Source organism: Nonomuraea sp. NPDC004702 (genome assembly GCF_053601695.1).
On sequence record NZ_JBSGCE010000028.1, the window covers coordinates 46977 to 59292 of the forward strand.

11 protein-coding genes are annotated in these 12316 nt (G+C 69.9%); 2 read left to right on the forward strand and 9 right to left on the reverse strand.

What is annotated here, in order from left to right; translation table 11 throughout:
* Positions 1-14 precede the first annotated feature (14 nt).
* The 6 genes from ACWEJ6_RS30150 to ACWEJ6_RS30175 form a co-directional block, all read right to left on the reverse strand.
* Positions 15-1409 (reverse strand): NAD(P)/FAD-dependent oxidoreductase, encoded by a 1395-nt coding sequence (locus ACWEJ6_RS30150; RefSeq protein ID WP_358283821.1) that lies wholly within the window; start codon positions 1407-1409, stop codon positions 15-17.
* A 176-nt stretch (positions 1410-1585) separates the two neighbouring features.
* Positions 1586-2380, reverse strand: coding sequence for an ABC transporter permease (locus tag ACWEJ6_RS30155; RefSeq protein WP_452428106.1), 795 nt, complete (start codon positions 2378-2380; stop codon positions 1586-1588).
* Between the two features lie 14 nt (positions 2381-2394).
* On the reverse strand, positions 2395-3246 hold the full coding sequence (locus ACWEJ6_RS30160; RefSeq protein ID WP_358283817.1) for an ABC transporter permease: 852 nt from the start codon (positions 3244-3246) through the stop codon (positions 2395-2397).
* A 2-nt stretch (positions 3247-3248) separates the two neighbouring features.
* A complete protein-coding gene (locus ACWEJ6_RS30165) occupies positions 3249-4442 on the reverse strand; it encodes a polyamine ABC transporter substrate-binding protein (RefSeq protein WP_452428109.1) in 1194 nt (397 codons plus the stop codon).
* A 48-nt stretch (positions 4443-4490) separates the two neighbouring features.
* A complete protein-coding gene (locus ACWEJ6_RS30170; protein WP_452428111.1) occupies positions 4491-5558 on the reverse strand; it encodes an ABC transporter ATP-binding protein in 1068 nt (355 codons plus the stop codon).
* A 15-nt stretch (positions 5559-5573) separates the two neighbouring features.
* Complete coding sequence (locus ACWEJ6_RS30175) at positions 5574-7007, reverse strand: gamma-aminobutyraldehyde dehydrogenase (RefSeq protein ID WP_449922942.1); 1434 nt, start codon at positions 7005-7007, stop codon at positions 5574-5576.
* Positions 7008-7210: 203 nt separating this feature from the next.
* On the opposite strand from ACWEJ6_RS30175, the gene ACWEJ6_RS30180 reads away from it, so the two are divergent.
* Entirely contained in the window at positions 7211-7702 is a 492-nt protein-coding gene (locus ACWEJ6_RS30180; protein WP_352322709.1) for an Lrp/AsnC family transcriptional regulator, read from the forward strand.
* Here ACWEJ6_RS30180 and ACWEJ6_RS30185 read toward each other — a convergent pair.
* From ACWEJ6_RS30185 to speB, 3 genes are read right to left on the reverse strand one after another with little or no spacing between them, the layout of a single operon-like run.
* On the reverse strand, positions 7699-8355 hold the full coding sequence (locus ACWEJ6_RS30185; RefSeq protein ID WP_452428185.1) for a cyclase family protein: 657 nt from the start codon (positions 8353-8355) through the stop codon (positions 7699-7701). The genes ACWEJ6_RS30180 and ACWEJ6_RS30185 overlap by 4 nt on opposite strands.
* Positions 8355-9860: a purine-cytosine permease family protein gene (locus tag ACWEJ6_RS30190; protein ID WP_452428114.1), complete on the reverse strand. Its 1506-nt coding sequence runs from the start codon at positions 9858-9860 to the stop codon at positions 8355-8357. The genes ACWEJ6_RS30185 and ACWEJ6_RS30190 overlap by 1 nt, the downstream gene beginning before the upstream one ends.
* Positions 9857-10789, reverse strand: a complete 933-nt coding sequence (gene speB / locus ACWEJ6_RS30195) for an agmatinase (protein WP_358283807.1) — start codon at positions 10787-10789, stop codon at positions 9857-9859. The genes ACWEJ6_RS30190 and speB overlap by 4 nt, the downstream gene beginning before the upstream one ends.
* Before the next feature lie 70 nt (positions 10790-10859).
* On the opposite strand from speB, the gene ACWEJ6_RS30200 reads away from it, so the two are divergent.
* Positions 10860-12314, forward strand: coding sequence for a PucR family transcriptional regulator (locus tag ACWEJ6_RS30200; RefSeq protein WP_364324372.1), 1455 nt, complete (start codon positions 10860-10862; stop codon positions 12312-12314).
* Positions 12315-12316 lie beyond the last annotated feature (2 nt).

Sequence of the window (12316 nt, forward strand, 5' to 3'; positions counted from 1 at the left end):
CTCGGAACACCGGATCAGGAGTCGAACCCGAGGCCCATCCTGTCGAGCGTGCGCAGCCACAGGTTGCGCTTGCCCTGATGCTGGTCGGCCTGGGCGATCGACCACCGGGTGAACTGGATCACCCCCGACCGGACCGGCTCGGGCGGGAACGGCACCGGCTTCTCCTTGACCATCCGCAGCTCGGTCCGCTCGGTGGCCTCCCCCGACAGCAGGTCGAGCATCACGTTCGCGCCGAACCTGGTGGCCCCGACGCCCATGCCGGTGTAGCCCACGGCGTAGGCCAGCCGGCCGCCGTGCGCCGTGCCGTAGAAGGCGCTGAAGCGGCTGCAGGTGTCGATCACGCCGCCCCAGCGGTGCGTGAAGCGCACCTGGGAGAGCTGCGGGAACGTGGTGGCGAAGTGCTCGGCCAGCTTGACGAACGTCTCGTCGCGCTGCTCGTACTCCGGCTTGACCAGGCCGCCGTTGTAGTAGACCGCGTCGTAGCCGCCCCACAGGATGCGGTTGTCGTCGGTGAGCCGGTAGTAGTGGAACTGGTTGCCCGAGTCGCCGACGCCCTGCCGGTTGTGCCAGCCCACCTCGGCGAGCTGGGCCGCGCTCAGCGGCTCGGTCATCAGGGCGTAGTCGTACACCGGGACGACGAAGTGCTTGAGCCTGCGCAGCAGGGGCGGGAAGACCCCCGTGCCCAGCGCCACCCGGCGGCCCACGACCGACCCGTACGGGGTGCGCAGGGTGATCGTCGTGCCGTCGTCGCGCAGCGAACGCACCGGGCTGCGCTCGAAGACCCGTACGCCGAGCCGCAGGCACGCCTCGCGCAACCCCCAGGCCAGCCGCGCCGGGTCCAGCATGGCGCAGCCGCTGCGTTCCCACAGGCCGCCCAGGTAGGTCGGCGAGTTGACCTCGGCCCGCACCTGCCGCTCGTCCATCGGCACGTAGTCGAGGCCGAGCTCGGAGATCAGGTCCAGGTGTTCGCCCAGCGAGTCGAGCTGCCACGGCTCGGTGGCCACGTGCAGCTCTCCGGTGCGCTCGAAGGAGCAGTCGATGCCGTGCCGCTCCAGCGTGCGCTCGATCTCGTCGAGGTTGTCCACGCCCATGCGTTCGAGGCGGCCGATGTCCTCCGGCCACCGTTCCAGGCCGTTGGCCAGGCCATGGGTGAGGGTCGCCATGCAGAACCCGCCGTTGCGGCCGGTCGCCGCCCAGCCGATCCTGCGCCCTTCGAGCAGGACCACGTCCAGCGAAGGGTCACGTTCCTTGGCCATCAGGGCCGTCCAGAGCCCCGAGAAGCCTCCGCCGACGACGACCAGGTCGGCGTCGGTGTTTCCGATGAGCCGCGCGCGCGGCTCGGGTCTGGCCGGGCTGTCCAGCCAGTACGGCTTGCGCTCCGCGTCAGCCAGCGCCTTCAGCGGATCCACAAATCCCACTTCCCTACGAAAGTCTTAGTTGTTCTTTGTTGATTGCGGGATCCAAAAGCATGATGTGATCACGCGCGGGTTCCCCCCGCCGAAATCCGATCTCGCCTCCCTGTTCTTGGTCGGAATACACCAATCCCCCCGCCGGATCGCGGGGGGAAAGCCTGTTGGAGCAGATCCTAGGCGCGGCGTCTGGCGGCCACGGCGTTCGCCACGGCGATCAGCACACCGATCCCGAAGATGAGCGTACCCATCACGTTGACCTGCGGCGGAATGCCGGTCTTCACCGCACCCACGATCCACAGGGGGAAGGTGACGGTCGAGCCGTTGACGAAGCTCGTCACCACGTAGTCGTCGATCGACAGCGCGAAGGAGAGCATCGCGCCCGCGAGCACGCCCGGCATGATCGAGGGCAGCGTCACCTGCCGGAACGTGCCCCAGGCGGTCGCGCCGAGGTCCTTGGCCGCCTCCTCCAGCGACGGGTCGAGCGTGATGACCCGCGCCCTGACCGTCACCACGACGAAGGAGAGCGAGAACAGCACGTGCGCGACGATGATCGTGTTGCCGTCGCGCGGCACGTTGCCCGAGACGAACAGCGACAGCAGCGAGGCCCCCATCACCAGCTCCGGCGTGGAGATGGCGGCGAAGACCAGGAAGTTCGTGGCGCTGAGGCCGCGGAAGCGGTGCCGGCCGACGGCCAGGCCCAGCATCGTTCCGATGACGACCGTGATCACGGTGCTGACCAGGGCGATCACGATGGAGTTGCGCAACGCCGTGGTCAGGTCGGAGATCTCGAAGAGCTCGCCGTACCACTTGAGGGTGAAGCCCTGCCAGCTCGTGTTCGACTTGCTCTTCTTGTCGTTGAAGCCGAACAGGATCATGACGGCGATCGGCGACGACAGCCACAGGATGATCAGCCAGGTGTAGACGTGCAGCAGGCGGTCGCCGAACCTGCCCCGCGTGCCCCTCCTCATTGCTCGCTCACCGCTCATCGCGCCGCCGCCTCCAGGACGTTCTCGGTGCCGAGCGCACGGGCGTAGACGAAGATGCCCACCAGCAGGATCGCCATCAGCGTGAACGACAGCGCCGAGGCGGTCGGGTAGTCGAGGTTGGTCAGGTACTCGGTCTGGATGATGTTGCCGATCATGGTGTTGGCCGTGCCGCCGAGGATCTGCGCGTTGACCGGGTCGGCCGTCGCGGGCACGAACGTCATCAGCACGCCGGCGAAGACGCCGGGCAGCGACAGCGGCAGCACCACCCGGCGGAAGGCCCCGGCGCGGGTGGCGTACAGGTCCTGGGCCGCCTCCACCACCCGCGGGTCCACCCGCTCCAGGGCCACGTAGATCGGCAGGATCATGAACGGCAGGAAGTTGTAGGTGAGCCCGCCCACCACGGCCACGGTCGTGGCCAGCACGTGGAAGCCCTCCGGCAGCAGCCCCCAGCCCTTCAGCGTCCCGAACAGGATGCCGTTGTCGGCCAGCAGGAAGTTCCACGAGATCGTCCGCAGCACGAACGAGACGAAGAACGGCAGCAGCAGCAGGAACAGGTACACCGACTTGCGGCTGCCGCCCTTGAAGGCGATCCAGTACGCCACCGGGTACCCGATCACCAGCATGGCCACCGTGGCCAGGCCGCCGTACAGGAGCGAGCGCAGCAGCTGGTCGCTGTACCTGCCGAGCGCGTCGGCGTAGTTGGAGAAGCTGAACGTCATCGCGTAGCCGTCGATGGCGTTGCCCGTCTGGAGCGAGACCGACGCCATCGCCACCATGGGCACGACCAGGAAGATCGCCAGCCACAGCCAGCTCGGCAGGGCGAGCAGGTAGGGGGTGAGCCGTTTCATGGCTATGCCTGGGTGATCGACTGGAAGATGGAGTTGAACACCTGCTCCTGCTGGGTGGTCAGCGTGGTGTAGGTGCGCAGCTTGGCGTAGTCGGCCTCCGAGGGGAACATGAGCGGGCTGTCCACCATGTCCTCCAGGGCCTTCTTGTCCTCGCCCTTGGCCGTCTTGGCCTTCTCCCGCAGGAGGTCCTGCACGGCCGGGACCGGGGTGACGAACTGGATGAACTCATCCAGGTCGGCGGCCACCGCGGGCTGGTACAGGTAGTCCATGAGGGTGAGCGCGTCCACGGGGTTGGCCGCGCCCTTGGGGATGAGCATGTTGTCGGTCCAGATCGTGCCGCCCTCCGCCGGCACCACGAACTTGACCGGCTCGCCGGCGAGCTGCCGCTGGAAGATGTCGCCCGACCAGGCCATGCTCAGCCAGACGTCGCCCTTGGAGACCGCGTCGATGTAGCTCTGGTCGTAGTATTTCCGGACGATTCCCGCGTCACGCTGCTGCTTGAGCTTCTCCCCGGCCTTCTTCCAGTCGGCCTCGGTCGACTTCTCCGGATCGACGCCCAGCGCGAACATCGCGAAGTTGCCGATCTCCTGCGCGTCGGCCATCATCCCGACCCGGCCCTTGTACTTGGGGTCGAACAGGGCCTCGATGCTGGTGATGTCGTCCTTGACGTACTTGGTGTTGTACGCGATGCCGGTCACGCCCGAGGTGTAGGGCATCGTGTACTGGTTGCCCGGGTCGTAGGCGCGTTCCTTGTACTTGTCACCGGCGTTGGCCAGGAAGTTCGGCATCCGGCTGTGGTCGAGCGGCACGATGTAGCCGAGCTCGACCATGTGCTGGAGCTGCACGCCGTTGGTCATCACGACGATGTCGTAGCCGAGCGACTGGCCGGCGCGGAGCACGGGGTCGGCCTTGCCGAAGAACTCCGCGTTCTCCTGGATGACCTCCTTGTACTCCACGGAGATCCCGGTGGTCTGGGTGAACTTCTTCAGCGGGGCCTGGTCCTCGGGCATGTACTCGGGCCAGTTGGCGAAGACGAGCTTGCCGTGCTTGCTCTGCTTGGCCCAGTAGTCCTGGACGGCGTCGGCCTTCGGAGGGGCGGCCTTCTGGCCCTGGACGCCACAGGCGGCGAGCGCGAGGCCGGCGGCGGACAGGCCGGTGACACGGAAGAAGTCGCGGCGGGTGCGGGGCTGGGTCATGCCCCTCAGGAGGGCGGGGGTGATCTGGCGGGGGTTCATGGGGTGCTATCAACTTCCAATCACATAAGAGTGCTGCGCCTCCCACGACAGCCACACGGAGTCGCCCCGCTCCGCGGTCGCCGTCGCGTCGTGCGCGTTCTGCTCGAACACGGTCATCTCGGCCCCGTCGGCGAGCTGCACCGCGTAGCTGTTGGAGGTGCCCAGGTAGACCATCTCCGTGACGGTCCCGGGGACGGCGCTCAGCCCGGGCCCCGGCTCGTCCGCGCAGATCGTGATCTTCTCGGGGCGGACGGTCACCGTCACGTCGCCCTCGTGGCCCGGCACCAGCACCCGGCCGCCGCCGATCGCCAGCACCCCGCCGGTCACCGACCCGGTGATCAGGTTGGAGGTGCCGATGAACCCCGCCACGAACGCGGTGGCCGGCCGTTCGTAGATCTCCCGCGGGCTCGCCAGTTGCTCGACCAGCCCGTCGTTCATCACGGCGATCCTGTCGCTCATGGTCAGAGCCTCGTTCTGGTCGTGCGTCACGTACACGAACGTGATGCCGACCTCGCGCTGGATGCGCTTGAGCTCGATCTGCATGGCCTGGCGCAGCTTGAGGTCGAGCGCGCCGAGGGGCTCGTCGAGCAGCAGCGCCCGCGGCCGGTTGACCAGCGCGCGGGCCAGCGCCACGCGCTGCTGCTGGCCGCCGGACATCTCGCGCGGCCGGCGCTTCTCCCGGCCGGTCAGGTCGACGATCTCCAGCATCTCGCCGACCCGCCGCCGGATCTCCTCCGGCGGCGTCTTGCGCTGCTTCAGGCCGAACGCCACGTTGTCCCACACGCTCATGTGCGGGAACAGGGCGTAGGACTGGAAGACCATGTTGACGTCGCGCTTGTTGGGCGGGACGTCGGTGACGTCCTTGCCGTGCAGCCTCACGAGCCCTTTGGTGGGCTCCTCGAAGCCGGCGATCATCCTCATGGTCGTGGTCTTGCCGCATCCGGACGGGCCGAGGAGGGAGAAGAACTCCCCCTCGGCGATGTCCAGCGACACACCCTTGACCGCCTGGACGACCTCGCCGTGCGAGAGGTACTCCTTGACGACGTCCTCAAGCTGAATCGCGGATAGCTCGGTCATGTCCAGGGCTCGTCCTTATTCGCCGATGTAGTGCATGACGTGCTTGACCCTGGTGTAGTCGTGCAGACCGAACACCGACAGGTCCTTGCCGTACCCGGAGTGCTTGAAGCCGCCGTGCGGCATCTCCGAGACGAACGGGATGTGCGTGTTGACCCAGACCACGCCGAAGTCGAGACGGTTCGACATGCGCATGGCGCGGCCGTGGTCGGAGGTCCACACCGAGCTGGACAGGCCGTACTTGACGTCGTTGGCCTTGGCCAGCGCGTCGGCCTCGTCGGTGAACGTCTGGACGGTGATGACGGGGCCGAAGACCTCGTTCTGCACCATCTCGTCGTCCTGGCGCAGGCCGTCCACGACGGTCGGGGCGAAGAAATAGCCCTTGTCGCCGACGCGGTTGCCGCCGGTGAGCACCTTGGCGTGGCCGGGGACCCGGTCGATGAAGCCCTGGACCCTGGCGAGCTGGTTCTCGTTGTTGAGCGGGCCGTAGAGCGCTTCCTCGTTGCCCAGGTCGCCGGTCACGGTCGCGGCGGCGGCCTCGGTCAGCGCGGCCACGAACTCGTCGTGCACGCTCTCCTGGACGAGCACGCGGCAGGCCGCGGTGCAGTCCTGGCCGGCGTTGTAGAGACCGGCGGTGGCGATGTCGGCGGCGGCCTTGGCGAGGTCCTTGACGTCCTCGAAGACCACGACCGGCGCCTTGCCGCCGAGCTCCAGGTGCACCCGCTTGAGGTCGTCGGCGGCGCTCTTGGCGACCGCCATGCCCGCGCCGACGGACCCGGTGATCGCCACCATGGCGGCGGTCGGGTGGCCCACGACGAGCGCGCCGGTCTCGCGGTCGCCGGTGACGACGTTGAAGACGCCGGGCGGCAGCACCGAGCCGACGATCTCGGCCAGCTTGAGCGTGGAGGCCGGGGTGGTGTCCGACGGCTTGAGGACGATCGTGTTCCCGGCGGCCAGCGCCGGGGCGATCTTCCACACGGCCATCATCATCGGGTAGTTCCAGGGGGTGACCTGGCCGACGACGCCGATGGGCTCGTGCCTGATGACGCTGGTGTGCTCGGCGAGGAACTCCCCGGCCGTGGGCCCCTCCAGGGTGCGCGCGGCGCCGGCGAAGAAGCGGAAGTGGTCGGCCGCTACCGGTGTCTCGTCCTCGGCCATGCGGGCGCGCGGCTTGCCGGTGTTGAGGCACTCGGCCTCGTTGATCTCGTCGGCCCGGGCGTCGATCGCGTCGGCGACCTTGAGCAGCAGGTTCGCCCGCTCACCGGGGGTGGTCCGACCCCACGACTCGAACGCGACGGCCGCCGCGGCGTAGGCCGCGTCGACGTCCTCGACGCCGGAGATCGGGGCCTGAAGGTAGGCCTCTCCCGTGCAAGGGTCGATGATGTCGGAGAACCGGCCGCTCTGGGCGTCCACGAACTCACCGTTGATGAAGTTCTGCAGACGGGTGGTCAATGCACGACCTCCTCGTTGAGGTGGCTGAGATGCCGCGACTCTTACAGAGCAGATGCATCTGGACAAGGGATTTCGTGGTGAAGATATCAAATTGCTACGAATTCGCTTGACACACCGCCAAGAACTGACAACATGTCGCACCAGGACGGCAATCGAGCGGGAACGCCCCCGTAACGCCGGACCGCTAGGAGGATTCCTCTGACATGACGACGCCGCCCCGCGTACGACGAAACAACGCCAGTTCCGGGCCCGTCGTGCTCGACGATCTCTCCAAGCAGATCATCGAGCAGCTCCAGTCAGACGGGCGCATGCCCTACGCGGCGATCGGCAAGGCCGTCGGGCTCTCCGAGGCCGCGGTCCGTCAGCGCGTCCAGCGGTTGCAGGACGCCGGGGTGATGCAGATCGTCGCGGTCACCGACCCCCTCACCCTCGGCTTCCCCCGCCAGGCGATGATCGGGGTCAACTGCGAGGGCGACCTGGAGTCGGTGGCCGACGAGCTGTCGGCCATCGAGGAGATCGACTACGTGGTGCTCACGGCGGGCTCCTTCGATGTGATCGTCGAGGTGGTCTGCGAGGGCGACGGGCACCTGCTGGAGATCCTCAGCAAGATCCGCGCCATCCCCGCCGTCCGGGCCACGGAGTCGTTCGTGTACCTGAAGCTGCGCAAGCAGTCGTACTCCTGGGGCACGCGCTAACCGATCCGCGCCACGGCCCGCACGGGCGCGCCGTCGGCGCCGTCGAGCCGCAGCGGCATCATCCAGACCTCGATCGGCCGCCCAAGGGCCTGGGCGTCCAGCAGCCGGTCGAGGCCGGTGAGGTTCTCGGCGATCACGGCGTGCGCCCCGCACAGGACGCGGTGGGCTGGGAAGTCGTCGGCCGGCGTCGGATCGACGCTCAGCGCGTCGATGCCGACCGTGCGCACGCCCCGCTCGACCAGCAGCGTGGCGGCCTCCTCGGTGAGGAAGGGGTGGGCCTGGTAGGACTCGCCGCCCCAGTGGGCCGACCAGCCGGTCGCGACCAGCACGATCGGCGCGTCGCCGCCGGACGGCCAGGCCGGGCCGTCGAGCAGCCCGGCCCCGATCGGCGACCGGGGCGCGAGCCCCCGGGCGTCGGCCACCACGGCGGGCCCGGCGAAGCGGAACAGCGGCAGGTCGCCGAGCGCCGGCAGCGCGTCGTCGATGTGGAAGGGGGCGTCGACGTGGGTGCCCGACTGCGAGCCGAGGTGCAGGCCCAGCACGTTGACGCCGTCGCGGGCGACGGTGAGCGCCGGGGCGACCGAGACCTCGGGATCGCCCGGATAGACCGGCATCCCCGTCTCGACGGGCACCGACAGGTCGACGAGTTCCATCACGCCATCGATTCTGCCGCGTCCACGATGGGCAGGATCGGCGTGTCGGCCGAGCGCACCAGGCGCGGGCCCCGCGGGCCGTACACCTCGCGCGGTTCGGGGAAGAGCGCGAGCAGCGTCAGGTAGAGCACGGCCGCGACCGCGAGGCCCAGCGGCAGCGAGACGTCCACGCCGCCGGCCAGGTCGCCCAGCGGCCCGACGAACTGGCCCGGCAGGTTCACGAACGTCAGCGCCACGGCGGCCGCGAGCAGCCACGCGGTGAGGCCGCGCCAGTTCCAGCCGTGGGTGAACCAGTACCGCCCGCCGCGCTGCCGCCGGTTGAAGACCTGCAGGGCGTCGGGGTCGTACCAGCCCCTGCGGGTCACGTAGCCGAGCATCATGATCACCATCCAGGGGGCGGTGCAGGTGATGATCAGCGTGGCGAACGTGGAGATGCTGGCCGTCAGGTTCGCCGCGAAGCGCCCGACGAAGATGAACACGATCGACAGGGTGCCGATGAAGACGGTCGCCTGCACCCGGGAGAAGCGCGGGAACACGCTGGAGAAGTCGAGCCCGGTCCCGTACAGGGACGTGGTGCCGGTGGACATGCCGCCGATCAGCGCGATCAGGCAGACCGGGACGAAGTACCAGGCCGGCGAGATCGCCAGCAGCCCGCCCACGTAGTTGGGCGCGGCCGGGTCGACGTACTCGGCGGCCTTGGCGGCGATGATCGAGGCGGTGGCGAGCCCGAAGAAGAACGGCAGGATGGTGGCGAGCTGCGACAGGAAGGCCGCCGCCATCACGCGGGAGCGCGGGGTCGAGGCCGGGATGTAGCGGGACCAGTCGCCCAGGAAGGCGCCGAAGGACACGGGGTTCGACAACACGATCAGCGCCGCGCCGATGAACGACGGCCAGAACAGCGGGTCGCCGGCCGCCAGCGTCCCGGGGTAGGACGGGTCGAAGTCCCCGGCGAAGGCGAACAGCCCGAGCACGAACAGCAGCGACGCCGCCGCGACCGCGATCTTGTTGACGAACAGCATGAAGCGGAAGCCGTACACGCAGACCACGAGGACGAGCAGGGCGAAGACGGCGTAGGCCACCCCGTAGGACAGGTCGGTGTCGGGCAGGCCGACGAGCCGGTGCGCGCCGCCCACCAGCGCGTCGCCCGACGACCACACCGAGATCGAGAAGAACGCGATGGCGGTCAGCAGCGACAGGAACGAGCCGACCACCCGGCCGTGCACGCCCAGGTGGGCCGAGGAGGAGACGGCGTTGTTGGTGCCGTTGAGCGGCCCGAACAGCGACAGCGGGGCCAGGATCAGCGCCCCGACCACCAGGCCGAGCACGGTGGCCGCGAGCCCCTGCCAGAACGACAGGCCGAACAGGATGGGGAAGGCGCCCAGCACGCAGGTGGCGAACGTGTTCGCGCCCCCGAAGGCGACCCGGAACAGGTCGAACGGCCCGGCGGTGCGGTCGGCGTCGGGGATGCGCTCGACGCCGTAGGTCTCGATCTCGGTGATGCTCATGTCTTCTCCTGCATCGCCAGCAGGCTGACGAGGTCGTAGGCCACGTGGGAGGCGGCGACCGAGGTGATCTCGGCGTGGTCGTAGGCGGGGGCCACCTCGACCACGTCGGCCCCGATCAGGCGGCAGCCGGCCAGACCGCGGAGGATCTCCAGCAGCTCCCGGCTGGTGAGCCCGCCGGCCTCCGGCGTGCCGGTGCCGGGGGCGTGGGCGGGGTCGAGCACGTCGATGTCGACGGAGACGTAGAGCGGGCGGTCGCCGACGCGCTGCCGCAGCACGTCGATGACCTCGTCCAGGCCGCGGCGGAGCACGTCGGCGGCGGTCAGGATGCCGAAGCCGAGCCGCCGGTCGTCCTCCAGGTCCTTCTTGCCGTACAGCGGGCCCCGGATGCCGACGTGGCTGAGCGCCTCGGTGTCGAGGATGCCCTCCTCGACCGCCCGGCGGAAAGGGGTGCCGTGGGTGTACTCGGCCCCGAAGTAGGTGTCCCAGGTGTCGAGGTGCGCGTCGAAGTGCAGCAGCGCCACGGGGCCGTGCTTCCTGGCCGCCGAGCGCAGCAGCGGCAGCGCGATCGTGTGGTCGCCGCCGATGGTGACCAGCCGGGCGTCCAGCTCGTCGGCCGCGGCCTCGATGGTCTCGACGGCCTCGCCGATGTCGAACGGGTTGGCCGCGATGTCACCGGCGTCGGCGACCTGGACGCGCTCGAACGGCGAGACGTCCAGCCCCGGATGGTAGGGCCGCAGCAACCGGCTGGCCTCCCGTACGGCGGCGGGGCCGAACCGGGCGCCCGGACGGTAGGACACGCCCGCGTCGAAGGGCACGCCCACGACGGCCACGTCCGCCCGCTCGACCTGGTCGAGCCGGGGCAGCCGGGCGAAGGTGGCGGGCCCGGCGAAACGCGGGACCCGAGAGGAGTCGACGGGACCGATATGCATGTTCGTCAGTGTTCGTCACGCTTCTGACCTGCGGCAATTGTTACTCTCACAAAGTAATACGGTGTGTGTTGTGGCTGACCACAAGCTGACGGTCGAAGACCTTCTCCGCTCCCCCGCTCTCCAGCTCCGCGTGCTCGCCGGCGAGGCCGGGCTGTCCCGCTCGGTCTCGTGGGCGCACGTCAGCGAGCTGGCCGACCCGACGCCCTGGCTGCTCGGCGCCGAGGTCATCATGACGACCGGGCTCGGCCTGCCGCGCTCGGCCGCCCGGCAGCGCGCCTACCTCGAACGGCTCGACGACGCGGGGGTCTCGGCGCTCGCCTTGTCGGCCCAGTTGCACGTCCCGCCGCTGCACCGGGCGTTCTTCGAGGCCGCCGAGGAGCGCGGCATGCCGGTGCTGGAGGTGCCGCTCGCGGTGCCGTTCATCGCCGTCTCGCAGGAGGTGGCGGCGGCGCTCCAGGAGGACGCCAGCCACCGGCTGGGCGCCCAGCTCCAGGTGTTCGGCGCGCTGCGCTGGCTGGCCGCCGAAGACCTCGACACCGTCACCCTGTTCAAGCGCCTGGAACGGCTGTCCGGCTACGACGTCTACCTGTGCACCCCGCAGGGCCGGCCGTTGCTGCCCGGCGTGCCGGTGCCCTCGCTCGACGTCCTGCCCGCCGAGCCCGACGCGCCGCCCACGATCCCGGGCGGCTTCGCGCTGCCGGTGCCGGCGCCCGGCGGCCCCGCCGGGTTCCTGGTGGCCTTCGAGCGGGAGGGCGCGCGGCCCGCCGGGCTGGCCGTGGTCCAGCACATCGCCACCGTGGCCGCCCTCCAGGTCGCCATGGCCAGGCACGAGCGCGAGACCCTGCGCCGGGAGGGCGCCGAGACGCTGGCCGAACTGCTCCAGGACGTGCTCGACCCGCCCGCGGCCCGGCGCCGGCTGGCCAGGATGGGCCTGCCCCTGGAGACCGGGTCGGTGCTGCTCGTCGTGCGGCACGCGCCCGACGACGCGCTGCGCCGGGCGGTGGGCGAGCTGCCGCACCTGCTGCTGCGCCGCGGCGACGACCACTACCTGCTGGGGCCGCCCGAGCTGGGGCCGGCGGTGGCCGCCGTGCCCGGGGTCAGCGCGGGGGTGAGCCGGCCGTTCCCGCCGGGCGAGTCGTTGCGGGTCGCCCAGCGTGAGGCCGTGTGGGCGGCCGCGCACGCCGCCGAGTCGGGCAAGGCGCTGGTCCACTACGGCGACGACACCACCGGCCGCTGGCTGCCCGACGACCCCTCCACGCTGTCGGCCCTGGTCGACCACGTGCTGGGCGAGGTGCTGGCCTACGACGAGGCCCACGACTCCCGGCTGCTGCTGTCGGTGCGCACGTGGATGGAGCGCAACCGCCACGTCGAGGACGCGGCGGCGGCGCTGCACGTCCACCCCAACACGCTGGCCTACCGGCTGCGCCGGTTCGCCGCGCTGAGCGGGCGCGACCTGTCGTCCAGCGCGGCGTTCGCGGAGGTCTGGCTGGCCGTGCGCGCGGCCCGCCAGCTCGGCCTGTGCTAGGG